Below are 26181 nucleotides of genomic sequence, written 5' to 3'. Positions count from 1 at the left end.
TGGCGATGCGGTTTCGCGCGAAAAGAAGAATCGCTGTGACTGCCAGAGCGATTCCATTTACTATGTGCAGCGCGTCAACGGTGTACCAGAGTGCGAATGTCAGAGTCGAGGGCGAGTCGTGCCATTCGTAGTCGTCGGTAAGGGAGAAAATTAGGCTGTCCGTGGCGTCTATGGCGAGCCAGACCCCGACGACGAGGGCGAAGACTCCCACGAGGATGGGAGCGATCTGTGGTCCACCTCGTGGTGGTTGTTGTCCCGGATAACCGGGCTGCTGGTACGGGTAGCCGTACTGCTGCGGCTGTGGGTACGGCTGGCCGCCGTACTGCTGACCGGGGAACCCTTGGGGCTGCGGCTGCGGCTGTTGCTGAGGATAGCCGGGTGGTGGTTGTCCCTGGGGAGTCTGGGGCGGGTGGCCGTACTGCGGTTGCCAGGGCGGCTGCGGCTGTTGCCCGTAAGGCTGTCGTGGTGGGGTCACGTCCGCATTGTGGCTTATCCCGATCTCGGCGTGTTTCGGTAAGCCTTGTTCAGGCCTTGGCCAGCGCCCCGGTGGAGTGGTCGGTGTCGATGGGGCAGCCGGAGGCGTCACCGGTCAGCAGGGCCTCCCCGCGCTTGTCACCGGTCAGGGTGCGCAGGAAGAACGCCGTGAGCAGGGCGCGGGCCAGCCGCTGGCTGCCGTAGTGGGACTTGCCGTGCAGCAGCAGCTCGGTCCAGTGGCGCCCCTCGGTGAAGGCGAGGTGGCTGGCCTTCTTGGCCGTGCGCAGCTGGGTCGGCCCGGACCACGCCCGCGCGATGGGTTCGGCGTTGGACACCGGCGGCGCCAGCAGGTCCTCCTGGGCCGCGATGTGCAGTCCCGGGACCGAGACGCGGGAGGCCGCGCCGATGGCCGAGGGCGTGGTTTCGGACGCCGCCAGCGTGGCGACCGCGCGCACGCGCTCGTCCTCGGCCGCCGCGAGCACGCCGCAGCCGCCGCCCATGGCGTGTCCGGCCACCCCGAGGTGCTTCGGATCCACGCTGATCTCGCCCTCGCCCAGGCGCACCCCCACGCAGAGGTCCAGCGCGCTGCGCAGGTCCGAGGCCAGCAGCCGGTGCGAGGCGAACATCCCGCGGTGGGTGTCCGGAGCGGCGACGACGATTCCCCAGGACGCCAGGTGGCGCAGCAGCTCGGCGTAGCGCTCCGACGGCTGCAGCCAGCCGTGCCCGAAGGCCACGGCGGGCAGCCCTCGCCCGCTGCGCGGGGTGCAGACCGTGCCGGGCAGGCCGACCAGCGCGAGGTCGCCGTGCAGCACTTCGTGCGGTCCCCGCCGGGAGAACTCCTCGAGGGCCTTCTTGGGGGTTTTAGCCGTCTTCGTGGCAGTACGCGCCATCATCTTTCGGCGAGGGGATTCGTTGTTTGAGCTGCGGGGTGGGTCGTCGCTATGGCAGACGACGTGCCTTGGCAGCTCCCGCCGTGTGGCCCCTCGCCTCCTCCTCTCGATCTGGTTGCGGTGCGTGTGTGTACTGTTGGTTTCTGTGGCCGGGAGGGTTCGCCGGTTCTCGGGCGGTGTGTGACCTCGGGCTGCCTGTGGTGTGGTGCCCGAAGTATCGCCGCCGCGTGCTCGGCGGGCGAGTCGCGGCCCGCCTGGGGTGAACTGATCCGCGAGGAGGCGGACGAACGGGGGCGGGGGATCGTGGCGCTGGAAGTCATGCCGGAGCACGTGCACCTGTTCGTCGAGCACGACCCGAAGTCGTCGGTGTCGTAGATGGCGAACCAGTTTACGGGGACACGTCGCGGGTGCTGGGCGGTGAGTTCCCGCACTTGCGGTCGCGGATGCCGAGACTGTGGTCGTCGTATTTCGCCGTCACGGTCGGCGCGGTCAGCGCGGATGCCGTGCAGCGGTACATCGACACCCAGGGGGGAGCGCGAATGAAACGCTCCTACAAGTTCCTGCTGCGCCCCACGACGCGGCAGGCCCGCGCGTTGGGCGACATGCTGGACGACCACCGGCACCTGTACAACGCGGCGTTGCAGGAACGCCGGGACGCCTACCGGCACCCGTCGGCCACCAGCGTTCGCTACGGTGACCAGTCCGCCCAGCTCCGCGATATTCGTACTGCCGACGCCGAGGGGCAGGGTCGGTGGTCGTTCTCGTCGCAGCAGGCCACGTTGCGGCGGTTGACCAAGGCGTTCGCCGGGTTCTTCCGCCGCGTCAAGGTCGGCGACAAGCCGGGCTCCCCGCGTTTCAAGGGCCGGGGGCGGTTCGACACGGTGGAGTTCCCCAAAGACGGCGACGGGTGCCGCTGGGACTCCACCCCCGACGACCGGCAGACTCGTGTGCGGCTGCAGGGCGTGGGGCATGTGCGGGTGCACCAGCACCGCCCAGTGCGGGGCCGGGTGAAAACCGTCAGCGTCAAGCGCGAGGGCACCCGGTGGTTCGTGGTGCTGTCCTGCGACGAGGTGCCGGTAGAGCCGTTGCCGGAGACCGGCAACACGGCCGGGATCGACATGGGTGTGGTGCACTTCGCCACCACCAGCGACGGCCAACACGTCGAGAACCCCCGGTGCGGGCGACGGCTCGCGGACGAGCTGGCCGAAGCGCAACGGCACCTGGCCACGTCCCCGACACGAAAACGAGCGCGGGATCGGACCAAAAAGCACCGCGACGCCGCACGCAAGGTCGCGAAGCTGCACGCCAAGCTGCGACGACAACGGGCCGACTACCACCACAAGACCGCGCTGGCGCTGGTGGGCAGCTACGACACGAGCGCGGTGGAAGACCTCAACATCGCGGGCATGACCCGCACGCCCGCACCGAAACCCGACCCCGACCAGCCGGGCACATTCCTGCCGAACCAGGCAACAGCCAAGGCGGGGTTGAACAAGAGCATCCTCGACGCGGGTTGGGGGCAGTTCCTGGGAACCCTGGCGGACAAAGCTGAAAAGGCTGGTCGCCGCGTGGTCCCGGTGGACGCCCGCAACACCTCCCGCACCTGCCCCGACTGTGGGCACGTGGACGGCGGGAACCGCGTCAGCCAAGCCGAGTTCGGCTGCCAACGATGCGGATACACCGCGAACGCGGACGTGGTTGGCGCGGCGAACATCGCTTTCAGGGCCGGGCTGGTCCTCCGTTCTGCGGCCTAGCCACAGACACGGGAAACCCGCCGCTTCAGCGGTGGGTGGAGTCACAGTGGGTCACGGTATCGGATAAGGGTGGACGTGTTGGCTTGAGAGCGGTGCAGATGGTGGAACCTCGGCCGGGGCCCACCCGTAACCCGGCCACCGGCCCCTCGTGGAGACGCTCCGCGTCACTGCCACGTAAGAGGACCCGCGGCTGGGTCGGCTTGCGTGGGTGGGGAGAAAACGACTTCGCCACTTGCCTGGCGACTGGTACGGCCGAGCAGGTGGCCTTCACACGACCGCGAACGAGTCCGCCGCAGGTACAGACCACTGGTTCTGGCTACGGTGGGACGGGTGTGCGGCATTGTGGGTTACGTAGGACATCGCCAGGCCCTCGACGTGGTGCTCGACGGCCTGAGGCGGCTGGAGTACCGCGGCTACGACTCGGCTGGCGTGGCCCTGCTCGACGGGAAGAACTCGCTCGCGGTGGAGCGCGCGGCCGGTGCGCTGGCGAACCTGGAGAACCGGGTGGCCGAGGTCGGCCGGGAGCGGTTCGAGGGCACGGCGGGCATGGGACACACGCGGTGGGCCACCCACGGTGCGCCGACCGACCGCAACGCCCATCCCCACCAGGACCCCACGGGCAGGGTGGCGGTGGTGCACAACGGCATCATCGAGAACTTCGCCGCGCTGCGCGCCGAGCTGGAGGCGGCCGGTGGTGAGCTGGCCAGCGACACCGACAGCGAGACCGCCGCGCACCTCGTCGCGGCCGCCTACGAGCACGGCTCGACAGCCGGTGACCTGCCCGCGAGCGTGCGCGCGGTGGTGCGCCGCCTGGAGGGCGCGTTCACGCTGGTCGTCACGCACGCCGACGAGCCGGACACGATCGTGGCCGCCCGCCGCTCGTCGCCGCTGGTGCTCGGAGTGGGGGAGGGCGAGACCTTCCTGGCTTCCGACGTGGCCGCCTTCATCGAGCACACCAGGGAGGCCGTGGAGCTCGGGCAGGACCAGGTCGTGACCATCACCCGCGAGGGCTACCGGGTCACCGACTTCGGCGGCGACGAGGTCGAGACCAGGCCGTTCACCGTCGACTGGGACCTCTCGGCCGCCGAGAAGGGCGGTCACGACTACTTCATGCTCAAGGAGATCGAGGAGCAGCCCGAGGCGCTGGCCGACACCCTGCGCGGGCACTTCGCCGACGGCGGTGTCGTGCTCGACGAGCAGCGCATGAGCGACCAGGACCTGCGCGAGATCAACAAGGTGTTCGTCGTCGCCTGCGGTACGGCGTACCACTCGGGACTGCTGGCCAAGTACGCCGTCGAGCACTGGTGCCGGATCCCGGTGGAGGTCGAGCTGGCCAGCGAGTTCCGCTACCGGGATCCGGTGCTGGGGCGGGACACCCTGGTGGTGGCGATCTCGCAGTCCGGCGAGACCGCGGACACGCTCGAAGCCGTCCGGCACGCCCGCACGCAGCACGCCCGCGTGCTGGCCATCTGCAACACCAACGGTGCGCAGATCCCCCGCGAGTCCGATGCCGTGCTCTACACCCACGCGGGCCCGGAGATCGGGGTCGCCGCGACGAAGACGTTCCTCGCCCAGATCGCGGCGAACTACCTGGTCGGACTGGCGCTGGCGCAGGCGCGCGGCACGAAGTACCCCGACGAGGTGGCGCGCGAGTTCTCCGAGTTGGCGGCGATGCCCGAGGCGGTGCGCGCGGCGCTGTCGACCGTCGAGCAGGTGCGGGAGCTGGGTAAGCGGCTGGCCGACTCCAAGGCTGTGCTGTTCCTCGGCAGGCACGTCGGCTATCCGATCGCGCTGGAGGGGGCCCTCAAGCTCAAGGAGCTGGCCTACATGCACGCCGAGGGCTTCGCGGCCGGGGAGCTCAAGCACGGCCCCATCGCGCTGATCGAGGACCAGTTGCCGGTGGTCGTCATGATGCCCTCGCCCAAGGGGCGCGCGCAGCTGCACGCCAAGATGCTGTCCAACATCCGCGAGATCCAGGCCAGGGGCGCCCGCACCATCGTCGTGGCCGAGGAGGGCGACGAGGCGGTGCGGCCGTTCGCCGACGAGCTCGTCGAGATTCCGCGGGTACCGACACTGCTGCAACCCCTGGTCTCGACGCTGCCGTTGCAGGTGCTGGCCGCCGAGATCGCCCGCGCCCGCGGTTACGACGTGGACAAGCCGCGGAACCTCGCCAAGTCCGTCACCGTGGAGTGAGGAGTCGGGTCGCCTTGCAGCGTGTGGGGCGGCGGCTCCACTGCTTTCCGGAAGAGAGACGTGAGTTCGAGCGCGGAGCGAGGAGAACCGGATGTACGGAGCGTGGACGCCGGAACAGGTGCGTGACGCCGAGCAGCGGTTGTTCGAGCGCGTGCCGGAGCCCACCGTGATGCGGCGTGCCGCTTATGCGGTCGCCGTGCACACGGCACGGCTGCTCGACGAGCACACCAGTGGGGTCGCCGCTCGCCACGTGACGCTGCTCGTCGGTGCGGGCAACAACGGAGGCGACGCGCTGTGGGCGGGCAAGTTCCTGCGGCGGCGCGGTGTGGGGGTCACCGCGCTGCTCCTCTCGCCGGAGAAGACGCACGCGGCCGGTCTCGAGACGCTGCGCCGGGCAGGGGGGCGCGCGATCGAGGCGGCGGGCCCCGGTGCCGACACCTCGGGAATCGGCGCGGACGCCGCCGACGCGCTGGAGCGTGCCGATGTCGTCATCGACGGCATCGTGGGGCTCTCGGCGCGTGGACCGCTGCGACCGCTCGCGGCGGAACTGGTCGATCGTGTCGAGGCGCCCATCGTGGCCGTCGACTTGCCCAGCGGTGTGGATCCGCTGACCGGAGCCGTGGACGGGCCGGCGGTGTCCGCGCAGGTCACGGTCACCTTCGGCGGGCGCAAACCCGGGCACGTGCTGGGGGCCGGGCTGGTGCGCTCGGGCGGGGTGGAGCTCGTCGACATCGGCCTCGACCTCGGTGAGCCCGAGCTGACGGTGCTGTCCGACGCCGATGTGGGCGCGGGGTGGCCGGTGCCCTCGCCGTTCGACACCAAGTACAGCCAGGGCGTGGTGGGGGTGGCCGCCGGATCGGCGAACTTCCCCGGTGCGGCCGTGCTGACCAGCGGTGCGGCCGTGCACGCCACTTCGGGCATGGTTCGCTACGCCGGGCCGGCGGCGGACCCTGTGCGCTCGCGGCTGCCGGAGATCGTGGCCACCGGCTCGATCACCGACGCCGGGCGGGTGCAGTCGTGGGCCGTGGGACCGGGCATCGGCACCGGCGCCAGCGGCCGGGAGGTCCTGCGGCAGGTGCTGGAGGCCGGGCGGGCGGTGTGCGGGGACGCCGACGTGATCACGTTGTTGGCCGGGGACCCCACGCTGTGGGATGCGCGCGATCCGGACGCACCGCTGGTGCTGACGCCGCACGAGGGCGAGTTCGCCCGGTTGGCCGGGGATCCCGGCGGTGACCGGGTCACGGCCGTTCGCGAAGCCGCGCGGCGCTATGACGTCGTCCTGCTGCTCAAGGGCAACAGCACGATCGTGGCCGCTCCCGACGGACGCGTGCTGGTCAATCCCGCCGGGCACGCGTGGCCGTCCACGGCGGGTTCCGGCGACGTGCTCACCGGCATCATCGGCGCGCTGCTGGCCAGTGGGCTCGATTCGTGGCTGGCGTGCGGCTACGCCGCGCACGTGCACGCGCTCGCCGCTTCCCTGGCCGCCTCCGGTGACGGGCAGGGCGTGGGTGCGCCCATCGGGGCGTCGGCGCTTCTGGAGGCCGTGCCCGAGGCCGTGCGCACGGTCCGCGCCGCAGCTTGATCACTCGGAAGTCCACTCCTTCGGGTGAACTTCGCGAAATCACCCTCTTTCGAGGGACGTGCGGCCTCGTTCGAGGGGCCTGCGGCCTTACTTCTGCCGAGTCCCGGGGGCCGGACGACGAATGTCCACGCCGAGATGTCGGAACATGGTCACGGTGTTGTAGATGGCTCGCCAGTCCGACGTGGTCTTCGGGATGGAGCGGATCACACCGTTGGGCAGAATAACCTTGTGGTGGCGGTGTGCGCTGCGTACTTCGCATCCGTGCGCCCGTAAGCGTTCGATGACCTCGGCGTAGCTGGTCGGGTGCTGGCTGCCGGACGGGCCCTTTTTGGTGCTGCGTGCTTCCTGGCGGCCCTGCTGGCTCTCCGTGAGCAGGTGGCTGGGCTCGTCGGACTGCTCGTAGGTGCCGATCCACAGCGCAGCGCCCGTGCTGCGGGAGACGACCACCACGTGGCCGTCGGCGCAGCGGCGCTCTCTGTCCTCGGGATCACTGCGGTCGGGGGCGATGAACTGCGGCTCGTTGTAGGCACGCTCCAGCGCGCGAAAGTGTTGTTCGCCTCGCACGTGGCGGGCGGCCGCGGGAATCAGTGGCAGCATCGAAAGCCTCCTCGGGGGCCATCAGCGTGCGGGGGTACCGAGGGGTCGCGAATCCTGGCACATCAGTGGTACCGGTGAAACCGCAACCGTGGCACCTAACACCTACGGTAGCCCCCGAACAGGGGATACCGTACGGCCGAAACGGTGAGCTGTGCGACCATGACTCTGTCATGGACACCCAGACCGCGCACCGTGCCAATCTCCGCATCGATGCCGGTGCCCTTCGGCACAACGTCGGCGTGCTCGTCGAGCGTGCCAGGCGTTCCGGTGCCCGCACGATGGCGATCGTGAAGTCCGACGGGTACGGGCACGGGGCGCTGACCGCGGCTCGTGCCGCGCTGCGAGCCGGTGCCGACGCGCTCGGTGTGGCTTCCCCCGCCGAAGCGATTCAGCTGCGCCGAGGCGGTATCGACGCGCCCGTGCTGTGTTGGCTCTACGCCCCCGGCGAGGACTTCGGTCCCGCGATTCGTGCCGGGGTGGACCTCTCGGCGTCCTCACCGGCCGAGCTGAGGGGCATCACCGAAGCCGCGACCGCTCGCGGCGAAACCGCGCGCGTCCACCTGAAGATCGACACCGGGCTGCATCGCAACGGCTGCCCTCCGGAGGAGTGGCCGGGGATGGTCACCGAGGCCGCCAAGGCCCGGGCCGACGGGCACGTGGAGATCGTGGCGATGTGGTCGCACCTGGCTTGTGCCGACGAGCCGGGGCACGCCTCGATCGACATGCAGGCCGAGCGGTTCCGGCGAGCCCACGAGCAGGCGCTGTCCGCGGGACTCGACCCGCTGCGGCACCTGGCGAACTCGGCGGCGACGCTGACCCGTCCCGATCTGCACTTCGACATGGTGCGTCCGGGCATCGCCTGCTACGGCCTCGACCCGGTCCCGCAGGCGGGCGAGCACGATCTGCGTCCCGCCATGACGTTTCGCTCCTCCGTGGTGCTGACCAAGCGCATCGCAGCGGGCGAGAGCGTGTCCTACGGGCACTCGTGGACCGCGGAGCGGCCCGCGAACCTGGCGCTGGTGCCGGTCGGCTACGCCGACGGGGTGCCGCGCGCGTTGTCGGGGCGGATGTCGGTGTGGCTGCGGGGGCGGCGCAGGCCGGTGGTCGGCCGCGTGTGCATGGACCAGCTGGTGGTGTGCTGCGACGACGACCCGGTCGCCGAGGGCGACGAGGTGGTGCTGTTCGGCGAGGGCGATGAGGGTGGTCCGACCGCCGCCGAGTGGGCCGAGGAACTCGGCACCATCCACTACGAGATCGTCACCGGGCTGTACCGGCCGCGGGTGGGCAGGACCGTGGTGGATCCGGCCCCCGAGGATCCCGAGGACGTGTCGTGAGCCGGCTGTGGCAGGCCCTGGCCTGGTCCGGTGGTGTTCTCGGTGCGGCCGTTACGGGTACTGCGGTAGGGATGGCAGCGCACAGTTCGCGGATCGCCTCGCAGCGTCGCAACGGCGCCGAGGAGGATCCCTACGCGGAGGAGGCGTTCGGGTCCCTCAAACCCGACCGCCAGTCCATGGTGGCCGCCGACGACGGTGTTCCGCTGGCCGTGCAGGAGATCAATCCCGCCGACGGTGGCGAGGCCGAGCTGACCGTGGTCCTGGTGCACGGCTACACGCTGGACTCGCGATGCTGGCACTTCCAGCGCAGGGACCTGCCGCAGCTGAACGACCCCCGGGTCCGGGTGGTGCTCTACGACCAGCGCAGCCACGGCCGCTCGGGGCAGTCCGGCAGGCGCAACAGCACCATCGACCAGCTCGGCAGGGACCTCGACGCAGTGCTGCGGGCGACCACCCCCAGGGGGCCGATGATGCTGGTCGGTCACTCCATGGGCGGTATGGCGATCATGGCGCTGGCCGAACAGCGTCCCAAGCTGTTCCGCGACCGGGTGTGCTCCGTGGCGCTGCTGGGCACCTCGGCGGGTGAGGTCGGCGCCTCCGGGTTGTCCCGGCCGTTGCTGTCCCGTCGCAACCCGCTGACCAGGGGGCTCGGCCTGGTGGCCGGTTTGCAGCCCGACATGGTCGAGCGCGCCCGGCGGGTGGGCGACCAGCTCACCTGGAGCATCGTGCGCGGTCTGGCCTTCGGCGAGCGCGCGGTGAGTCCCGCCCTGGTCGACCTGATGGACGATATGATCACCGGGACCACGGTCGAGTCGGTGACCGACTTCCTGGACACCCTCGGCTCGCACGACCGCAAGGCGGCGCTGGCCGGACTGCGCCACTGCGAGGTGCTGGTGCTCAGCGGGGACTCCGACCGCCTCACCCCCTTCTCGCACTCCGAGGTCATCGCCGCCGAGCTGCCGGACGCCGAGCTGGTGCGTGTCGAGGGAGCCGGGCACATGGCGATACTGGAACGCAACGAGCTCGTCACCGAGCACCTGACCGCGCTCGTGCGGCGCGGTGCTTCCCGCGTGCGCGAGCGAGTCCGGTCGTAGAGGTGAGGCAGTGAGTTCGGAAGCCACGGCGCGCACTTACGAGCTGGAGCGCGAGTCCGACACGCTGGAGTTCGGCAGGGCGCTGGGTGCGGCGCTGCGCGCCGGTGACCTCGTGTTGCTGGACGGGCCGCTCGGCGCGGGCAAGACGGTGCTGGCCAGGGGGATCGCCGCGGGAATGGGGGTCACGGGTGCGGTCACCTCGCCCACGTTCGTGCTCGCCAGGGTGCACCGGCCCGAGCGCGAAGCGGCACCGGCCCTCGTGCACGTGGACGCCTACCGGCTCGTCTCGCTCGACGAGCTCGACGACCTGGACCTGGACACCGAGCTCACGGAGGCCGCCGTCGTCGTCGAGTGGGGCGAGGGCGTCGCCGAGCGCCTGGAGGACGAGTACCTGCTGGTGCGGATGAACCGCCGCGACGACGACGTCCGCGAGCTCGTCCTGGAGCCCCACGGCACCTCCTGGCCCGACCGGTTGCCCGCGGGGTGTCCCGAGCGGTAGCCGTCGCACTCGACGATGGTGGTTTCCCGGTTGCGCGCGAAACCGGGAAACCTCGAGCGGCCGGCTTGGTACGCTCCGCCCGAGGAGACCGATACCGTCGGGCCGCGGCGAGGTCCGTGTCGCGGGGCGGAGGGGGAGGAGCGCGTGGAAGCGTTCGGTGGGCTTCTCGGTGCCGCCTTCGGTCTCGTCCAGCTGAGCATCTTCATGGCGTTCACCAGGAGTTCGTTCCTGAACGGCGGCCTGGAGCGGAACTCCCTCGTCGGGATCAAGACGAAGGTCACGAAATCGTCCGATCGTGCCTGGGACGCCGGTCACCGGGCGGCCCTTCCGTGGTTGTCCGTCGCCGCGCGGGTCGGCTACGCCGTCGCTCTGCTGACGGTGGTCGTCGCGGTCGTGCAGCTGGTGACGGGCGTGGGCCAGGATATTTTCCTGGCGGTTCCGGGAGCCGGTTACGTGGCCTGCGTCGTCATCCTGCTGATCGGGACCAGGAAGGCGAACGAAGCCGGGCGGAACGCGGTGGAATGATCCGGCCCCGAGCCCGCCTCACTCGCTCTCGCCGGAGGTGTTGAGCTCCGCGCCGAGGTCGCGGGACAGCCGCTGCATCAGTGGGAGTACCTCGTCGGTGCTGATGCTGCTCATGCGGGCCTCCGGTCCGCTGATGGAGATCGCCGCCCCCGCGGGCGCGTTCGGCACGGCCACCGCGTAGCAGCGCACGCCGACCTCCTGCTCGCCGTCGTCGACGGCGTAGCCGAGCCGGCGGATGCGCGCCAGCTCGGTGTGCATCGCCTCGATCGAGGTGATGGTGCGCTCGGTCTGCGGCGCCATGCTGGACCGGCTCAGCAGCTGGGTGACCGAGTCGGCGGGCATGGTGGCCATGACCGCCTTGCCCACGGCCGTCGCGTGCGCGTCCACGCGCCTGCCGACCTCGGTGAACATGCGCATCGAGTGCTGCGAGGGCACCTGGGAGACGTAGACGATCTGCAACCCGTCGAGCACGGCCATGTTCGAGGTCTCCCCGGTGGCTTCGGTGAGCTCGGCCAGGTACGGCCGCGCCCACGAGCCGAGCGCGCGGCTGGCGGTCTCGCCGAGTCGGATCAGGCTCGGACCGAGGGCGTAGCGCCGCGAGGGTTGCTGGCGCGCGTATCCGGAGCTGACCAGGGTCCGCATGATCCGGTGGATCGTCGGCAGCGGCAGCGCGGAGGCCTCGGCGAGGTCGCTGAGCGTCGCCTCGCCACCCGCGTCGGCCATCAGCTCCAGGAGTTCGAAGGTGCGTTCGACGGACTGCACACCTCCACCCTGATTGGCTCGGCGGGAGCCAGTCGACATCGCCACGATCCTCTCCATGTTGCTCGCCGGTACCTGCGCACCCTAAGGCGGCCGTCCAGCCCGACCGGTCGCCGGGTGCGCCAGCTCATCTTGCCTGAAACGGCATGTGGAAACTAACCTCCACGATACAGAAAACATAACGGGCGTACCGCTAGCTGGTCGAGATCCCGCCCAAGGGTGCGAGGAAGCGGCCGACGCGGCAGGGTGGGCCAATGAGCCACCGTCTGTAACCCGGCTTCAGAGAGAGGTGGACACCGACATGTCCCAGACGACCACTGCGCAGGGCGTGCAGGTGCTCGGCGGCGCGGTCGAGCGGGGTGACGAGATCCTCACCCCCGAGGCACTCGACTTCGTCGCCACTTTGCACCGCGCGTTCGGTGCGCGCCGTGACGAGCTGCTGGAGCGCCGCAAGCAGCGGCGCGAGGAGGCGGCCCGCACCGGCAAGCTGGACTTCCTGCCCGAGACCCGCGAGATCCGTGAATCGGACTGGCAGGTCGCCGAGGCCCCGCCCGCCCTGCGGGACCGCCGTGTGGAGATCACCGGCCCGACCGACCGCAAGATGTCGGTCAACGCGCTCAACTCCGGGGCCAAGGCGTGGCTGGCCGACCTGGAGGACGCCAACACCCCGCACTGGTCCAACGTCGTGTCCGGTCAGGTCAACCTCTACGACGTCATCCGCAAGCAGGTCGAGCTGAGCACCCCGGAGGGCAAGCAGTACAAGCTGCGCGACGACGTCGAGCACGCCGTGCCGCTGGTGCGCCCGCGCGGTTGGCACTTCGACGAGAAGCACATCCTGGTCGACGGCGAGCCCGTCGTCGGTGCGCTGGTCGACTTCGGGCTGTACTTCTTCCACAACGCCCGGGAGGCGCTGCGCCGCGGCACCGGCCCCTACTTCTACCTGCCGAAGATGGAAAGCCACCTCGAAGCGCGGCTGTGGAACGACGTGTTCACCCGGGCCCAGCAGGAGCTCGGCGTTCCGCACGGTTCGGTGCGGGCGACCGTTCTCATCGAGACCATCCCGGCGGCGTTCGAGATGGAGGAGATCCTCTACGAGCTGCGCGATCACAGCGCCGGGCTGAACGCGGGTCGCTGGGACTACCTGTTCAGCGTCATCAAGACCTTCCGCTCGGCCGGCTCGGAGTTCATCCTGCCCGACCGCAACAGCGTCGGCATGACCGTGCCGTTCATGCGGGCCTACACCGAGCTGCTGGTGCGCACCTGCCACAAGCGGGGTGCCTTCGCGATCGGCGGGATGGCGGCGTTCATCCCCAACCGCCGCGACCCGGAGATCACCGAGCAGGCGATGGCCAAGATCCACGAGGACAAGCGCCGCGAGGCCGAGGACGGCTTCGACGGCTCCTGGGTGGCCCACCCGGACACCGTGGAGCCGTGCAAGGAGGAGTTCTCCAAGGTCCTCGGTGACAAGCCGAACCAGCTCGACCGCAAGCGCGAGGACGTCTCGGTGGCGGCCGATGACCTGGTCGACGTCGCCTCCACGCCGGGCGACAAGACCATCGACGGCCTGCGCGCGGCGGTCGACGTGGGAGTGCGCTACCTCACCTCGTGGCTCGGCGGCAACGGGGCGGCGGGCATCCACAACCTGATGGAGGACGCCGCGACCGCCGAGATCTCGCGGTCGCAGATCTGGCAGTGGCTGCACAACGACGTCGTGCTCGCCGACGGCAGGCGGGTCACCAAGGAACTCGTGCGCGAGGTGCTGGGCGAGACCGAGCAGCAGCTGCGCGCCGAGAAGGGCTTCCCGGTCGAGAACCTGGACCGGGCGATCGAGCTGTTCGAGCAGGTCGCGGTGGCCGACGAGTTCGTCGACTTCCTGACCCTGCCCGCCTACGAGCAGCTCGACTGATCGCCGTGGGTGGCCGTGCCCGCCGGTGCGGCCACCCATCACCGAAGATGGGAGTACACGTGGTCAGCACCTCCTTGGACAGCACGGGAGTCGACGGTCTGCTCAGTCGACTGGTCTCCGTGGACGAGCATGTGGCGAGCAGGTACCCGGGCGCGAGTTCCGCGCGGCAGCCGGTGCACACCTGCTACGTCCCCGCGAACGACGTGGACGCCGACACGGTGCGCTGGTGGGGTCAGGAGGCACTGGCGGCGCTCGACGAGCACGCACCTCAGGCCAGGGACTTCATGGAGATCCTGGGGCTGGAGCCGCAGGACGCGGAGGCGGTGCATCCGCGGGTGCGCAGGAAGCTGGTCGAGGAGCCGGTGGAGGACCTGCGCATCGACTTCGAGGACGGTTACGGGCGCCGCGACGACGAGACCGAGGACGCCGACGCCGAGCGCACGGCCGGTGTCGTGGCCGAGTGGTTGCGGGACGATGTGGCCCCGGGCGTCTTCGGGCTGCGCGTGAAGTCCTTCGAAACCCCCCAGCTGCGGGAGCGTTCGGTGCGCACTCTGGACGTCTTCCTGACGAAGCTGCTGGCGGAGTGGGGGGAGTTGCCCGGCGGGTTCGCGCTGACCTTTCCCAAGATCGTCGACGTGGCCCAGCTCGAGGTCTTCGTCGAGGTCCTGGAACTGGCCGAGCGGCGGTTCGGTCTCGGCCACGGTTCCCTGCGGTTCGAGATCCAGGTCGAGACCACCCAGTCCATAGTGGACTCCGAGGGGGGCGTCGCGTTACCGCGTTTCATCCGTGCCGGTCGGGGGCGGGTCAGCGGGTTGCACTTCGGCACCTACGACTACACCGCCGCCTGCGGACTGACCGCGGCTCACCAGCACATGGCCCACGGGGCCTGTGACTTCGCCCGGCACGTGATGCAGGTGGCGGCGGCCGGTACCGGGATCTTCCTGTCCGACGGGTCGACCAACGTGCTACCGGTGGGCAGCGCGGCCCAGGTCCGGTACGGCTGGGAGCGGCACTACGAGCTGCTGCGCCGCTCACTGGAGCACGGCTTCTACCAGAGCTGGGACCTGCACCCGGCACAGCTGGTCACCCGCTACGCGGGCGTGTTCACGGCCTTCCGCGAGTCGGCTCCCGCCGAGGCCGGACGGTTGGCGGCGTACGTCTCCGACAGCGGCGGTACGGTCCTCGACGAGCCCGCGACCGCCCGGGCGCTGGCGGCCTCCTTCGTTCGCGCCCTGGACAACGGGGCCACCGATCCGGACGAGGTCGCCGAGATGACCGGACTGGACGAGTCCAGGATCCGCGAGATCGGCCGGTTGTGACACGCGGCCGTGCGTCTTTCGAGCTGCCGTAGCAGCTCGAAAGACGGACGGCCTGTCAGCTACCGCCGTGCAGGACGTTTTCGCGGCGTACCGCGAGCGCGGCGGCGGCTGCCTTGGTGCTCATACCGCCAAACCGTCTCCGTCCACCGGCAAGGACCCGATCGGAAAACCCCGCTCACTCGTCGGTGTCCCCCGCCGCGGCCGGGTCGATTCCGGACCAGGTGACCAGGCGTTCCGAGACCTCGTCGGTTCTCGGCCGGTCGCTCGGCTCGGGGGCCAGGCAGGCGTCGATGGTGGCGGCCGGTTCCGCCGGCAGTTCCCGGTGCCTGCCCAGCGGAACGACGGTGCTGTCGCGCTGCGGGTGGCGCCGGGTTCCGTCGTCGTGGCGCTCGCGGTGCGAGACGCCGGCCCACGGCGTGGTTCCGGAGATCGCCTCGTACAGCGTGAGCCCGAGCCCCCAGGTGTCGACCGTCGCCGTCATCTCGTCACCGCGGGCCTGCTCCGGTGCCAGGTAGTCGAAGGTGCCGCTGGAGCTGGCTTCGCCGATGCGGCAGGTCAGGCTCAGGTCCAGCAGGATCGCGCGGCCTCCGGCGACGACCACGTTGGAGGGTTTGACGTCGAGGTGGACCCACCCCTGCCGGTGCAGGTGCCCCAGCACCGAGCACAGCTGGACGCCGAGCAGGGCGACGTCGGCAGGGGCGAGTCGCTCGTGCTCGGCGACGAGGTAGCCGAGGGTGTGCCCGGGGAGCGTTTCGGTGACCACCACCGGCCGGAGCGGGTCGGTGGCGAGCACCGTGCCGTAGCCGCGCACCAGGTGCGGGTGCGTCAGGCTGGTGAGCAGCATCGCCTCGGTGCGCAGCGGGGCGATGGCCGATTCGTCGGCGGCGCGCTCCGGGCGCACGGTCTTGCCGACGCACCGGCACGAGCGTTCCTCGCTCCACAGGTCGTAGACGTCCATGCGGTGCCCGCGGCGCAGCCGGGCCACGACGCGGTAACCGGGTGCCAGGTGCGCTCCCGGCTCGACCATGGGCGCGGCCGGAGCCCGATCCGTGTCGCCGTCATTGCGGGACGAGTCGGTGTGGGACGCCGACTCGCCTCCCCGCGTCTCGCTCACGTCGGCCGGCGTCAGCTGCTGCTGCGACGACGGCGGTGCCCGCCGGAGCCGCTGCGGCTGCGGGAATGCCGACGCTTCCGGTCGCTGCCGGAGCGGCGACGCTTCCGGTCGCTGCTGCTGCGCGAGGCGCGCGTCTCGCGCTCGCGCTTGGCCGGTGACAGCGTCTCGAGTAACCCGGAAAGACCCATGGGCGTTACCTCCTGCCTGGAACCCGCCGTCATCACGGCGGTGAACGGTATGAGGCCATTCTCCAGGCGATGATCGCCCGGGTCGAGGAAATCTTTCGGGCGAGACCTGTCACCGCGGTGGGGATCACCCGAGGAGCTTCGGACGCGATCCGTTCCAGCCCAGCTCGGCCAGGTACGTGCCGCGTGGACCACCGGGTTCCACGAGGTCGCCGTGGAAGACGATGTGGGAGCCCGACTCGGACACGTCCTGGCCGCCGGGGTCGGTGATGCCTCCCCCGAGGGTTCGCGTGCTGAGGAAAGCACCCGGTGCTTTGGTGTAGGGACCGGTGAGAGTGGACGCGGTCGCGTAGTTGGTGAAGTAGTTCCCGCTGGCGAACGTGTTCGCCGAGTAGAACAGGACGTAGCCCTCGGGGCGGCGCACCAGGGTCGGCGCCTCCACCACTCCGGCTTCCTCGGGCCGGGTCGCCCGCAGCAGCACGGTTTCCCGGCCTCGCGGGGTGACTCCGTCCTGGTTCACCGGAAGCAACCTGATCGTGGAGGGGCCGCCGCGCGAGTCCTTGTACAGCAGGTAGCGGAGTCCGTCGGAGTCGACGAAGGCGGCGGGGTCGATGACGTCGCCCCGGCCGGACCCGCAGACCAGCGGCTGCGGACCGGTGGGCGTGAACGGGCCGGCGGGGGTGCCGGCGACGGCGGCACCGAGGCACTGGTGTCCGTCACCGGGGTGGAAGGCGGTGTAGTAGAGCAGGAAGGTGCCGTCGGTGCGCCGACTGACGTGGGGTGCCCAGATGTTGAGCCGTCCCCGCGCGTCGGGGCCGACCCACTTCGGCAGCTCGGCCGAGGGCAGGGCATCGGCAGGCGGTTGCCACGGTCCCCGGAGCCCGTCGGCCCTGGCTACCTGCACGTTCCTGCCGCCGCTGTTGGTGGCGTGGGCGTAGTGGCCGCCGTTGAATTCCACTATGGATGGATCCGGGAAGTCGCGGTCGATCACGAGTCGGGCCGCTCCGGGGCGGGCCCGGGCTTTCGGTGGGGACAGCAGCGCCAGGCCGGCGGCGGTCATGACGGTACGGCGTGAGCATCGGACTCGCGGTGCTTGCTGCTCCGAAGTGGACATGATCCGAGTGCACCCGTTGAGGCGCGGCACCACCCGGTGCATCACCTCAACGGGTGTCCCTCGTGAGTGGCAGGGACGACCGCGTACCGGTGTTTCCCCCCTGCCGGGATTACTGGGTGGATTCGGTGGTGTGCGTGGACTGCATCGGCCGGGGCGCCGGTACCGGACCGGCCTCCTGACCGGCCGCGCCGACCTCGTCGAGATCGGCGGCGTTGGGGCGGACGTGCTCGCCGGAGTCCATCGTCACCTCTTCCGCGGACTTCTCGTCGACGTCCTCACCCAGCTCGGCCAGCTGGGCCTTGCGCCGGGCACCGCTGTTGAACAGCAGGTTCAACGCCAGGGCGACGATGCAACCGGTGCTGATACCGGAGTCGAGCACCGTGCGCGCGGCGGCGGGGAAGTGTTCGTAGAACTCCGGCGCGATGATCGGGATCATGCCCACGCCCAGCGCGCCGGCCACCACCAGTGCGTTGAACGGGTCCCCCAACTGCGCCCGGCCCAGCGTGCGGATGCCGCTGGAGGCCACGGAGCCGAACAGCACCAGCGAGGCACCTCCCAGCACGGGCTTGGGGACCAGCGAGACGACCGCTCCGAGCACGGGGAACAGCCCCAGCACGATGAGCACGCCGCCGGCCGCGGCGACCACGTAGCGGCTCTTGACCCGGGTCAGCGCGACGAGCCCGACGTTCTGCGCGAAGGCACTGCAGGTGAATCCGCCGAAAACGGCGCTGAGCGCGCTGCCCGCGCCGTCGGCGCGCAGCCCGTCGGCGATCGTGCGCTCGTCGGCGGGCCGCTCGACGATCTCGCCGAGCGCGATCATGTCGGCGGTGCTCTCCATCATCGCCACGAGCATCACGATGCAGATCGAGATGATGGCGGTGATGTTGAACGCGGGGGCGCCGAGTTCGAACGGGGTGGGGAAGTTGAACACGGGGGCCTGCGAGAAGGTGCCGGTGTCCACGGCACCGAGCGGCCAGGCGACCAGCGTGCCCAGCACCAGCGCGATGAGCAGCGCGATCCGGTTCAGGAACCCCTTCAGGAACCGGTTGAGCAGGAGTACGAGGACGAATGTCCCGGCGCCGAGCGCGATTCTCAGCGGGGAGGCGTAGTCGGCGGCTTCCGGATCCTGCCCGGCGATCCACCCGGAGGCGACGGGGAACAGGGACAACCCGATCAGGGTGATCGCCGTTCCCGTGACGACCGGTGGAAAGAATCGGATCAGTTGTGAGAAGTACCGGGCTGCCAGGAACGCGAAAATTCCGGCGATCAGCACCGAGCCGTAGATGATCGACAGAGATGTGTCCTGGCCGTGCTGGGACACGATCGCCAGCATCGGAGCCACGGAGGCGAAGGTGACACCGTTGACGAAGGGCAGCCTGGCGCCGATGCGCCACACCCCGATGGACTGCAGCAGCGTCGCGATCCCCGCGGTGAGCAGGCTGGCCCCGATCAGCAGGGTCATCTTGATCGGAGTGAGCCCGATGGCCTGACCGACGATCAGCGGCGGTGCCGCCACGCCCGCGTACATCGCGGCGATGTGCTGGACCCCGTAGGCCGTCAGCTTGCCCGGCGGCATCATCTGGTCCACCGGATGAGCACCGGATCTGCCGTTGCGCGTGCCGCGATTGTGGCGTTTCGTGAACAGGGCCATAGGGAACTCCTGGGCCGCAGGGAAATGTGGTCAGATCATCTGAATATCGATGTCTGGTTTCGGAATGATTTCGCTCTTTTTGGGAGTGTGAAAAGGGGCGCGCAAGAGAGCGGTGAGAGTTTCGGCGGGGGCCGCCGGAGGGGGCCCGTCGGGGTCGCCGGGCCCGGCACCCGGCGACCCCGACGGGGGATCAGAACTCGGGCAGGCTGTACCAGGCGGCCGGGGCGGCCTCGACGTCGTCGCGGGTGACGGTGCCCTCGATCAGGCCGTACGGGCGGTCGGCGGCGATGAAGACCTCGTTGTTGTTGTCCAGGCCGAACCGCTCGAGGTCGTAGCGGAAGTTGTGCTTGTTCGGCAGCGACATCCGGATCTCGGCGACCCGCGGCTGCTGCTCCAGCACCGCTCTGCCCATCTCGTAGAGGCTCTGCTGGAGCGCGTAGCTGTGCGTGGTGGCGAAGGCCTCCAGCATGGTCGAGCGAATCGCCTCGAAGCTCTTCGCCCAGTCCACGTCGGTGCTCAGGTAGCGCCAGCGCGCGGTCACGGCGGTGGCCAGGATGCGGTCCTCGGTCTCGGCCAGCGTCGTGTACTGGTCCTTGGGGTAACCCCAGAACTCGGAGCCGGTGGACTTGAGCACGACCATGTCCTTGAGCCCGGAGACGACGTGGGCCCGGGAGCCGTCGATCGTCACCGCCGTGGTGCGCTTCTCGTCGTTGGCGCGGGAGAACGCGTGGTCGTGTCCCGCACCGCCGACGGGGATCCGCTCCCAGGCGTACTCGTCGATGAGCACGCGCGCGCCCCGGACGGGCTCCTGGGTGTCGACGAAGTGCCGCCCGAGGCGCAGCGCGAAGTCCTCGATCTCGCCGACCGGAGCTTCCTTGGCCTTGGCGTAGACGGTGTTCTTCTGCGTGTCGGTCGGCAGGACGCTGCTGTTGTCCCCGGTCAGGTGCGTCTCGTCGAAGTCACCGCGCAGCGAGGTGCTGACGTTGAGGTCCTTGATGCTGTGCCGCTCGGTGTCGCGGTTGACGGTGACGAGGCGGCACTCGGCCTTGCCGTACTGGTTCGGGCCCATGACGATGCCCATGAGGTGGTCAACTCCCTCGGTAGGTGGAATAGGAGAACGGGCTCAACAACAACGGCACGTGGTGGTGCTGCTCGGGGTCGCCGATGCGGAAGGTGATCTGCACCTGCGGGTAGAAGGACTCGGTTCCCAGCCCTTCGAAGTAGGCGCCCGTGGCGAAGGTCAGCCGGTAGTCCCCGGCCTCGAGTCGCTCGGGGCCGAGCTGTTTCGCGCGTCCGTCGCCGTCGGTCACGGCCTCGGCCAGCTTCGTGGGGCCGGACTCGCCGACGGACTCCAACCGCACGGCGACGCCGGAGGCGGGCAGACCACGCGCCGCGTCGAGCACGTGCGTGGTCACCGCACTGACTGTGTTGGTACTCAACCCTCGATCACCCTTGCCAGTCGTAGCCGCGCGATCTCGCGCAGCTCCTCCGCGACGATGTCCAGTTCGGTGTCCCGGTCGTTGTCCAGCCGCGAGCGCAGGATCCGCAGCAGCTCGGCTCCGCTGCGGCCGCTGGCGCAGACCAGGTACACGTGTCCGAATCGCCGCTCGTACTCCTCGTTGCCCTCGCGGAGTGCGGTGGTCAGGTCCGCGTCCGCGGGATCCACTCCGGACTGCTCGGAACGCGACCACGACGAGGACGTGTCGTCGCCCTCCGAACGCTGCCCGATGCGGGGGTGGGCCGCCAGCGCGGTGTGGATTTCCTCGGGGGTCAGTCCCGGAGCCGCCGCGTCGGCCGCTTCGTGGAGCTCGCCGGCGTCGGCGAAGGGACGCCGATCGGCGATCTCGTTGGCCCAGCGCTGGATGTCGAGGCAGGCCAGAAGCTGTTTGACCAGTTCGGGACGGGGCAGGCTGTTGACCCTGCCGACCCCGGAACCGGCATCGGTCGATGATGCTGACATGGACGCGGACTCCACGGATTCGCGGTGGTGCTCCGCACCGTCACCGGTTTCGGTGAACGGAAGGCGGATGCGATGTGTCACGCAAGCTACGACCACATCCGCGCGAGTGTCAACAGTTTGTTGAAGTAGGAGTTCGCCGGTTGTGCAGCGGCACAAGGCGGCGCCGTGACTACCGGTCGGACTGCTCCCGGTTGAGGTAGTTGTAGACGGTGAACCGGCTGACTCCGAGCGTCTTCGCCACCGATTCGACGGACTTGCGCAGCGTGAACGCGCCGCGCTCCTCCAGTAGTCGTACGGCGCGCTGCTTGTCGGCGCGGGGCAGGTCCGACAGGCGGGCGCCGAGCTCGAACTCGACCTGGCCGATGACCCGGTCCAGCGCGCTGGTGAGTTCCTCGCCGGGGAGTCGAACGGCTATCGCGGGTGCGTCCTGCCAGTGCAGCACGACGTCGCCGGGTTGGCGCTGTTCCAGGGGCACCACGGTGCCGCCGGTTCGGCGCAGCAGGGGTGCGATGGCGGTGGCGAGGGGGTGCGGTTCAGTCATCGGCGACGCTGTCGAGGCTGACCTGGACCGTGATCCGGTGCGCTCCCGCGTCCAGTGCGGTGTCCAGGACCGAGGACAGCGCGGCCAGGACCGTCTCGCGGTCCCCGCTGATCGAGGTGCCCAGCGGTCCGAACTCGGGGTCCAACCCCGCCTGGCGCAGCTGGTTCTCGGCGGCCACCGCGTGCGCGGGTGGCTCGCCCTCGCCCTGGAACGGCTCGGTCGTGAACTCCGCTCGCAAGTCCATGAGCACCTCCTCGCTGTTTGGGGGCACGGTAGCCCTCCGGTGCGGCCCCGCCGTTGACCCCTAGGCGGAAGCGCGCTAATCTACCACTACACGGAATAAAGTTTTCGTATTACGGAATAACTGCGGAATATTGGCAGCACAGCTGCGGTACGGCCGCGAAATGTCAACGGACCAACGACCAAGGGGGTGGGTGTGGAACCCTTCCGATACGCCGTCAACGCCTCGATCCTGTTCACCGAGCTCGACCTGCTGGAGCGCCCCGCGGCGGCCAAGGCCGCCGGCTTCGAGGCCGTCGAGTTCTGGTGGCCGTTCTCCGAGGCCGTGCCCACCGACGGTGCGGTCGACGAGTTCGTCCGTGCCGTCGACGAGGCCGGTGTGGCGTTGATCGGGCTGAACTTCTTCGCCGGGGACATGCCCGCGGGTGACCGCGGGGTGCTGTCGCACCCGGAGCGGTCGCGGGAGTTCGTCGACAACGTCGACGTCGCGGTGGGCATAGGTGCGCGGTTGGGCTGTACCGCCTTCAACGCGCTCTACGGCAACCGGCTCGACGGGATCGACCCGGCGACCCAGGACACGGTCGCCGCGGAGCACCTCGTCCGCGCGGCCAAGGCCGCGTCCCGGATCGACGGCACGGTGCTGATCGAGCCGGTGAGCGGAACTCCCAGCTACCCGCTGAAGACCGCCGACGACGCGGCGGCCGTCATCGAGCGGGTGCGCTCCGAGGGCGGCGTGGACAACCTTCGCCTGCTGTTCGACCTGTACCACGTGGTGGCCAACGGCGACGATCCGGACGCGGCGCTGGACAACCACGCCGACCTGATCGGACACGTGCAGATCGCCGACTCGCCGGGGCGGAACGAACCGGGTACGGGTGAGATCGACTTCCGGTACTACTTCGACCGATTGCGCGAACTCGGCTACAGCGGTGACATCGCCGCCGAGTACAAGGCCGGCGGGGCCACCACCGACAGCTTCGGCTGGGCGTTTTCCTAGGAGTCCTGCGGCTGGCTCGCGCAGCGGTGCCGGTAGCGGAACCTCGGGCGCCGTAGCTCGCGTACGTGGGAAGAATCGGCGTCCGGGAAGCTGACGCCGCTTTTTCCGAAATCAATCAGCGATCATTCGAACGGAGAGAGACGATGACCAGGATCGGGTTCATCGGACTGGGGATCATGGGTGGCCCGATGGCGGCGAACCTCGTCGCCGCGGGCTACGAGGTGACCGGGTACAACCGCAGCCAACCCAAGATCGACAAGCTGATCGCCGAGGGCGGCAAGGGCGCGCGGACCGTGGCCGAGGCGGTGCGTGACGCCGACGTCGTCGTGACCGTGCTGCCCGACTCGCCGGACGTCGAGCAGGTGGTGCTCGGCTCCGACGGCGTGCTGGCCAACATCGCCAGCGGTGCGCTGCTCGTCGACTTCAGCACGATCCGCCCGGACACCACGCGCGCCGTGGACGAGGCCGCCGCCGAGAAGGGGGTGCGGACCCTCGACGCTCCGGTCAGCGGCGGTGAGCAGGGGGCCATCGACGCCGCGCTGTCGATCATGGTCGGCGGTACGGCCGAGGCGTTCGAGGCCGGGCGCCCGGTGCTGGACTCGGTCGGCAAGACGATCGTGCACGTCGGCCCGGCCGGCGCGGGGCAGACCGTCAAGGCCGCCAACCAGCTCGTCGTGGCGGGCAACATCGGCCTGGTCGCCGAGGCCATGTCGTTCCTGGAGGCCCAGGGCGTGGACACCGAGGCGGGACTGCGCGTGCTCGGCGGCGGTCTGGCCGGCAGCAAGGTGCTGGACGCCAAGGGCCCCAAGATGGCCGACCGCGAGTTCAAGCCCGGATTCCGGCTCGAACTGCACCACAAGGACATGGGCATCGTGCAGGCCGCCGCTCGCGAGGTCGGCGTGGCCACTCCGCTCGGTGCCGTGGCCACCCAGCTCGTGGCCGCCGCCGTCGCGCAGGGTGACGGCTCGCTGGACCACTCCGGGCTGTTCCGCCAGATCGCCCGGCTCAGCGGTCGCGAGTGAATCCTCACTCGATCGAGTGATCTCGGCGGTTTCGACGAAAGCCGCCGGAACCAGGTCACGGGTGGGCGATTCCCGCGCCGCCAAGCTCCGGTCTCGCCCACCCGTCGCCCAACCACCCCCACGGATGCGCTTCGCGCCACTGCGTCCAACCGCACCCGAGAGGAAATGTGTATACCATGCCGAAAGTTCCCGCAATGCAGGCCGTCGTCGACGTGCTCGAGTCCGAGGGGGTCGACACCGCGTTCGGGTGTCCGGGCGCGGCGATCCTCCCGCTGTACGCCGCGTTGGAGCATCGCGACATCAAGCACCTGACCGTGCGCCACGAAGAGGGCGCGACCCACATGGCCGACGGCTGGGCGCGCACCAACGGACGGGTCGGGGTCGCCGTCGGCACCTCGGGGCCCGCGGGCACCAACATGATCACCGGCCTCTACACCGCGCAGGCCGACTCCATCCCGATGGTGTGCATCACCGGCCAGGCCGTGTCGACCAAGCTGCACCAGGAGGCCTTCCAGGCGGTCGACATCGTCGACGTCGCCAAGCCGGTGACCAAGTGGTCGGTGCAGGTCAAGGAGGCCGCGCAGGCTCCGTGGATGCTTCGCGAGGCGTTCCGCACGGCCCGCTCGGGGCGTCCGGGGCCGGTGCTGGTCGACTTCCCGCTGGACGTGCAGCAGCAGGAGATCGAGTGGGACCCGGCGATCGACACCGCGCTGCCCGTGCCGCGCGTCGAGCCGCACATGCCGCGCGTGGAGCGGGCACTGGACATGCTGCTGGCCGCCGAGCGCCCGCTGATCCTGGCCGGTGGCGGTGTCGTGCTCGGCGAGTGCCACGAGCGGCTGCGCGAGCTGGCCGAACTGCTCGGCATCCCCGTGCAGGTCACGCTCATGGGCAAGGGTTCTTTCCCGGAGGACCACGAGCTGTGGGCCGGCATGACCGGCATCCAGACCAGCCAGCGCTACGGCAACCAGTCCTTCATGGAGTCCGACCTGGTGCTGGCGCTGGGGGCGCGTTTCGGAGACCGCCACACCGGGGCGCTGGACGTCTACCGGGGCGAGCGCACGTTCATCCACGTCGACATCGAGCCGACCCAGCTCGGCAAGGTCTTCGGCCCCGACCTCGGGGTCGTCTCCGAGGCCGGGTTGTTCCTCGACGCCATGCTGGCGATGGCCAAGCGGCGTGAGCGGGGCAAGGACTTCTCCGGGTGGAAGGCCCGCGTGGGCGAGCTGAAGCGGACCCACAACCGCCCCGACGACTACGACACCGTCCCGATCAAGGCACCGCGGGTGTTCAGGGAGATCAACGAGGCCTTCGGGCCGGACACGTACTTCACCACCGCCATCGGCCTCTACCAGATCTGGTCCGGCCAGTTCCAGACCACGCACAAGCCGCGGCACTACCAGGTGTGCGGCCAGGCGGGACCGCTCGGCTGGGAGATCCCGGCAGCCATCGGCGTGAAGTCGGCCGAGCCGGAGGCCGAGGTGGTCAGCGTGGTCGGCGACTACTCCTTCCAGTTCCTGGTCGAGGAGCTGGCCGTGGCAGCCCAGTACGACGTGGGCTTCGTGGTGATCATGCTCAACAACGAGTACCTCGGCCTGATCCGGATGGCCGAGCAGGGCTACGGCATGAACACCGAGGTCGACCTGCACTACGACGAGCACGGCACCGACAACGTCAAGATCATGGAAGCCTACGGCTGCTCGGGTCGTCGGGTGGTCGATCCGGGCGAGCTCGCCGACAGCATCGAGTGGGCGCGCAAGGAGGCGGTGGCCACCAGCCGCCCCGTTCTGGTCGAGGTGATGATCGAGCGCGAGGCCAACACCGCCAATGGTGTGCGCATCGACGCCGTGGCCGAACCGGAACCGGTGTCCTGACACCGGATTCCCTCCGAACGGGGTTGTCGGGTGGAATGGGCCCGACAATCCGGTCTCCTCCGCCGGCCGTGCCGGGCGTGTCGGCGGGGGAGACCATCCTCGCGAAGACGGGAGCGTGCAGTGCCCGACCGAATCCTGATCGCACCTGACAAGTTCAAGGGTTCGCTGACCGCCCCCGAGGTCGCCGAGGCCGTCGCGGCGGGCGTGCTGCGGCGCAGCCCGGACGCCCGGGTGTGTCGCACTCCGGTCGCCGACGGTGGCGACGGCACCGTGCGGGCAGCGCTCACCGGCGGATATCGACAGGTGCCGGTGCGGGCCACCGGCCCCCTCGGCGACCCGGTGGACACCGAGATCGCGGTGGACGGTGACACCGCCGTCGTGGAGCTGGCCACGGCGTCCGGGCTGGCGCTGCTCGACGCCGACGACCTCGCCCCGCTGGCGGCCTCCAGCGAGGGCACCGGTGAGCTGATCGCCGCCGCGCTGGACGCGGGTGCTCGCAGGATCCTGCTCGGTGTGGGCGGCAGCGCCTCCACCGACGGCGGAGCGGGGATGCTCGTGGC

26 protein-coding genes and 1 pseudogene are annotated in these 26181 nt (G+C 70.0%); 15 read left to right on the top strand and 12 right to left on the bottom strand.

What is annotated here, in order from left to right; all coding sequences use genetic code 11:
* Positions 1 to 250 precede the first annotated feature (250 nt).
* Positions 251 to 517, top strand: a complete 267-nt coding sequence (locus FHX42_RS21025; RefSeq protein WP_182546180.1) for a hypothetical protein — start codon at positions 251 to 253, stop codon at positions 515 to 517.
* 7 nt (positions 518 to 524) lie between these two features.
* On the opposite strand, the gene FHX42_RS21020 is transcribed toward FHX42_RS21025, so the two are convergent.
* Positions 525 to 1367 (bottom strand): dienelactone hydrolase family protein, encoded by an 843-nt coding sequence (locus FHX42_RS21020; protein WP_235987708.1) that lies wholly within the window; start codon positions 1365 to 1367, stop codon positions 525 to 527.
* Positions 1368 to 1507: 140 nt separating this feature from the next.
* Between FHX42_RS21020 and tnpA the strand changes: the two are divergent.
* The 4 genes and pseudogenes from tnpA to FHX42_RS21000 all read left to right on the top strand — a co-directional run.
* Positions 1508 to 1897: pseudogene (tnpA, locus tag FHX42_RS21015) on the top strand (IS200/IS605 family transposase); the annotation flags it as partial.
* A 6-nt stretch (positions 1898 to 1903) separates the two neighbouring features.
* Complete coding sequence (locus FHX42_RS21010; protein WP_182546503.1) at positions 1904 to 3118, top strand: RNA-guided endonuclease InsQ/TnpB family protein; 1215 nt, start codon at positions 1904 to 1906, stop codon at positions 3116 to 3118.
* Positions 3119 to 3448: 330 nt separating this feature from the next.
* The gene (gene glmS / locus FHX42_RS21005; protein ID WP_182546179.1) at positions 3449 to 5311 is read left to right on the top strand and encodes a glutamine--fructose-6-phosphate transaminase (isomerizing); all 1863 of its coding nucleotides are present in this window, start codon (positions 3449 to 3451) and stop codon (positions 5309 to 5311) included.
* Positions 5312 to 5402: 91 nt separating this feature from the next.
* Positions 5403 to 6893: an NAD(P)H-hydrate dehydratase gene (locus FHX42_RS21000; protein WP_182546178.1), complete on the top strand. Its 1491-nt coding sequence runs from the start codon at positions 5403 to 5405 to the stop codon at positions 6891 to 6893.
* Between the two features lie 87 nt (positions 6894 to 6980).
* On the opposite strand, the gene FHX42_RS20995 is transcribed toward FHX42_RS21000, so the two are convergent.
* On the bottom strand, positions 6981 to 7490 hold the full coding sequence (locus tag FHX42_RS20995; protein WP_182546177.1) for a hypothetical protein: 510 nt from the start codon (positions 7488 to 7490) through the stop codon (positions 6981 to 6983).
* 170 nt (positions 7491 to 7660) lie between these two features.
* On the opposite strand from FHX42_RS20995, the gene alr reads away from it, so the two are divergent.
* The 4 genes from alr (at position 7661) to FHX42_RS20975 (ending at position 10942) form a co-directional block, all read left to right on the top strand.
* Positions 7661 to 8824 (top strand): alanine racemase, encoded by a 1164-nt coding sequence (gene alr, locus FHX42_RS20990; protein WP_182546176.1) that lies wholly within the window; start codon positions 7661 to 7663, stop codon positions 8822 to 8824.
* A gap of 71 nt (positions 8825 to 8895) precedes the next feature.
* Complete coding sequence (locus tag FHX42_RS20985) at positions 8896 to 9918, top strand: alpha/beta fold hydrolase (protein ID WP_182546175.1); 1023 nt, start codon at positions 8896 to 8898, stop codon at positions 9916 to 9918.
* Positions 9919 to 9928: 10 nt separating this feature from the next.
* Positions 9929 to 10417, top strand: coding sequence for a tRNA (adenosine(37)-N6)-threonylcarbamoyltransferase complex ATPase subunit type 1 TsaE (tsaE, locus tag FHX42_RS20980; RefSeq protein WP_182546174.1), 489 nt, complete (start codon positions 9929 to 9931; stop codon positions 10415 to 10417).
* A 144-nt stretch (positions 10418 to 10561) separates the two neighbouring features.
* Positions 10562 to 10942, top strand: coding sequence for an SdpI family protein (locus tag FHX42_RS20975; RefSeq protein WP_182546173.1), 381 nt, complete (start codon positions 10562 to 10564; stop codon positions 10940 to 10942).
* An 18-nt stretch (positions 10943 to 10960) separates the two neighbouring features.
* On the opposite strand, the gene FHX42_RS20970 is transcribed toward FHX42_RS20975, so the two are convergent.
* Positions 10961 to 11743 (bottom strand): IclR family transcriptional regulator, encoded by a 783-nt coding sequence (locus tag FHX42_RS20970; RefSeq protein ID WP_182546502.1) that lies wholly within the window; start codon positions 11741 to 11743, stop codon positions 10961 to 10963.
* 259 nt (positions 11744 to 12002) lie between these two features.
* Between FHX42_RS20970 and aceB the strand changes: the two genes are divergently transcribed.
* Together aceB and FHX42_RS20960 are read left to right on the top strand one after the other, a co-directional pair.
* On the top strand, positions 12003 to 13607 hold the full coding sequence (gene aceB, locus FHX42_RS20965) for a malate synthase A (protein ID WP_182546172.1): 1605 nt from the start codon (positions 12003 to 12005) through the stop codon (positions 13605 to 13607).
* 59 nt (positions 13608 to 13666) lie between these two features.
* Entirely contained in the window at positions 13667 to 14926 is a 1260-nt protein-coding gene (locus FHX42_RS20960) for a DUF6986 family protein (protein ID WP_182546171.1), read from the top strand.
* A gap of 175 nt (positions 14927 to 15101) precedes the next feature.
* Here FHX42_RS20960 and FHX42_RS20955 read toward each other — a convergent pair whose 3' ends face one another.
* The 9 genes from FHX42_RS20955 to FHX42_RS20915 all read right to left on the bottom strand — a co-directional run bounded on the left by FHX42_RS20955 (position 15102) and on the right by FHX42_RS20915 (position 21735).
* On the bottom strand, positions 15102 to 16040 hold the full coding sequence (locus tag FHX42_RS20955) for a serine/threonine-protein kinase (protein WP_328796553.1): 939 nt from the start codon (positions 16038 to 16040) through the stop codon (positions 15102 to 15104).
* An 11-nt stretch (positions 16041 to 16051) separates the two neighbouring features.
* Positions 16052 to 16228 (bottom strand): hypothetical protein, encoded by a 177-nt coding sequence (locus FHX42_RS20950; RefSeq protein ID WP_182546170.1) that lies wholly within the window; start codon positions 16226 to 16228, stop codon positions 16052 to 16054.
* Positions 16229 to 16352: 124 nt separating this feature from the next.
* The gene (locus FHX42_RS20945; protein WP_182546169.1) at positions 16353 to 17285 is read right to left on the bottom strand and encodes a glycoside hydrolase family 43 protein; all 933 of its coding nucleotides are present in this window, start codon (positions 17283 to 17285) and stop codon (positions 16353 to 16355) included.
* Between the two features lie 163 nt (positions 17286 to 17448).
* Positions 17449 to 18990: a nucleobase:cation symporter-2 family protein gene (locus tag FHX42_RS20940; protein ID WP_182546168.1), complete on the bottom strand. Its 1542-nt coding sequence runs from the start codon at positions 18988 to 18990 to the stop codon at positions 17449 to 17451.
* A 190-nt stretch (positions 18991 to 19180) separates the two neighbouring features.
* A complete protein-coding gene (gene pucL, locus FHX42_RS20935; protein WP_182546167.1) occupies positions 19181 to 20071 on the bottom strand; it encodes a factor-independent urate hydroxylase in 891 nt (296 codons plus the stop codon).
* 7 nt (positions 20072 to 20078) lie between these two features.
* Complete coding sequence (gene uraH, locus FHX42_RS20930) at positions 20079 to 20429, bottom strand: hydroxyisourate hydrolase (RefSeq protein WP_182546166.1); 351 nt, start codon at positions 20427 to 20429, stop codon at positions 20079 to 20081.
* On the bottom strand, positions 20426 to 20950 hold the full coding sequence (gene uraD / locus FHX42_RS20925) for a 2-oxo-4-hydroxy-4-carboxy-5-ureidoimidazoline decarboxylase (RefSeq protein ID WP_182546165.1): 525 nt from the start codon (positions 20948 to 20950) through the stop codon (positions 20426 to 20428). The genes uraH and uraD overlap by 4 nt, the downstream gene beginning before the upstream one ends.
* 169 nt (positions 20951 to 21119) lie before the next feature.
* The gene (locus tag FHX42_RS20920; RefSeq protein WP_182546164.1) at positions 21120 to 21491 is read right to left on the bottom strand and encodes a helix-turn-helix domain-containing protein; all 372 of its coding nucleotides are present in this window, start codon (positions 21489 to 21491) and stop codon (positions 21120 to 21122) included.
* Positions 21484 to 21735: a thiamine-binding protein gene (locus FHX42_RS20915; RefSeq protein WP_182546163.1), complete on the bottom strand. Its 252-nt coding sequence runs from the start codon at positions 21733 to 21735 to the stop codon at positions 21484 to 21486. The genes FHX42_RS20920 and FHX42_RS20915 overlap by 8 nt, the downstream gene beginning before the upstream one ends.
* 186 nt (positions 21736 to 21921) lie before the next feature.
* Between FHX42_RS20915 and FHX42_RS20910 the strand changes: the two genes are divergently transcribed.
* The 4 genes from FHX42_RS20910 to FHX42_RS20895 all read left to right on the top strand — a co-directional run.
* Positions 21922 to 22728, top strand: a complete 807-nt coding sequence (locus tag FHX42_RS20910) for a hydroxypyruvate isomerase family protein (RefSeq protein WP_328796550.1) — start codon at positions 21922 to 21924, stop codon at positions 22726 to 22728.
* 143 nt (positions 22729 to 22871) lie between these two features.
* Complete coding sequence (locus FHX42_RS20905; protein WP_182546161.1) at positions 22872 to 23750, top strand: 2-hydroxy-3-oxopropionate reductase; 879 nt, start codon at positions 22872 to 22874, stop codon at positions 23748 to 23750.
* Between the two features lie 194 nt (positions 23751 to 23944).
* The gene (gene gcl / locus FHX42_RS20900) at positions 23945 to 25621 is read left to right on the top strand and encodes a glyoxylate carboligase (RefSeq protein WP_456318586.1); all 1677 of its coding nucleotides are present in this window, start codon (positions 23945 to 23947) and stop codon (positions 25619 to 25621) included.
* Between the two features lie 120 nt (positions 25622 to 25741).
* Positions 25742 to 26181, top strand: a 440-nt coding sequence (locus tag FHX42_RS20895; protein ID WP_182546159.1) for a glycerate kinase, incomplete at its 3' end; no start/stop codon positions are given.

The organism is Halosaccharopolyspora lacisalsi, assembly GCF_014137975.1.
Classification (GTDB): Bacteria; Actinomycetota; Actinomycetes; order Mycobacteriales; family Pseudonocardiaceae; genus Halosaccharopolyspora; species Halosaccharopolyspora lacisalsi.
The sequence above is the reverse complement of the archived record's forward strand: the minus strand, read 5'-3'. Positions and strand labels throughout refer to the sequence as shown.

Bases quoted from the DNA above. Each gene is read 5' to 3' on its own strand.
- FHX42_RS21020 (WP_235987708.1), bottom strand. From the start codon at position 1,367: ATGATGGCGCGTACTGCCACGAAGACGGCTAAAACCCCCAAGAAGGCC.
- FHX42_RS21010 (WP_182546503.1), top strand. From the start codon at position 1,904: ATGAAACGCTCCTACAAGTTCCTGCTGCGCCCCACGACGCGGCAGGCC.
- FHX42_RS21000 (WP_182546178.1), top strand. From the start codon at position 5,403: ATGTACGGAGCGTGGACGCCGGAACAGGTGCGTGACGCCGAGCAGCGG.
- FHX42_RS20995 (WP_182546177.1), bottom strand. From the start codon at position 7,490: ATGCTGCCACTGATTCCCGCGGCCGCCCGCCACGTGCGAGGCGAACAA.
- alr (WP_182546176.1), top strand. From the start codon at position 7,661: ATGGACACCCAGACCGCGCACCGTGCCAATCTCCGCATCGATGCCGGT.
- FHX42_RS20985 (WP_182546175.1), top strand. From the start codon at position 8,896: ATGGCAGCGCACAGTTCGCGGATCGCCTCGCAGCGTCGCAACGGCGCC.
- FHX42_RS20970 (WP_182546502.1), bottom strand. From the start codon at position 11,743: ATGTCGACTGGCTCCCGCCGAGCCAATCAGGGTGGAGGTGTGCAGTCC.
- aceB (WP_182546172.1), top strand. From the start codon at position 12,003: ATGTCCCAGACGACCACTGCGCAGGGCGTGCAGGTGCTCGGCGGCGCG.
- FHX42_RS20950 (WP_182546170.1), bottom strand. From the start codon at position 16,228: ATGGGTCTTTCCGGGTTACTCGAGACGCTGTCACCGGCCAAGCGCGAG.
- FHX42_RS20945 (WP_182546169.1), bottom strand. From the start codon at position 17,285: ATGACCGCCGCCGGCCTGGCGCTGCTGTCCCCACCGAAAGCCCGGGCC.
- FHX42_RS20940 (WP_182546168.1), bottom strand. From the start codon at position 18,990: ATGGCCCTGTTCACGAAACGCCACAATCGCGGCACGCGCAACGGCAGA.
- pucL (WP_182546167.1), bottom strand. From the start codon at position 20,071: ATGGGCATCGTCATGGGCCCGAACCAGTACGGCAAGGCCGAGTGCCGC.
- uraD (WP_182546165.1), bottom strand. From the start codon at position 20,950: ATGTCAGCATCATCGACCGATGCCGGTTCCGGGGTCGGCAGGGTCAAC.
- FHX42_RS20920 (WP_182546164.1), bottom strand. From the start codon at position 21,491: ATGACTGAACCGCACCCCCTCGCCACCGCCATCGCACCCCTGCTGCGC.
- FHX42_RS20915 (WP_182546163.1), bottom strand. From the start codon at position 21,735: ATGGACTTGCGAGCGGAGTTCACGACCGAGCCGTTCCAGGGCGAGGGC.
- FHX42_RS20905 (WP_182546161.1), top strand. From the start codon at position 22,872: ATGACCAGGATCGGGTTCATCGGACTGGGGATCATGGGTGGCCCGATG.
- gcl (WP_456318586.1), top strand. From the start codon at position 23,945: ATGCAGGCCGTCGTCGACGTGCTCGAGTCCGAGGGGGTCGACACCGCG.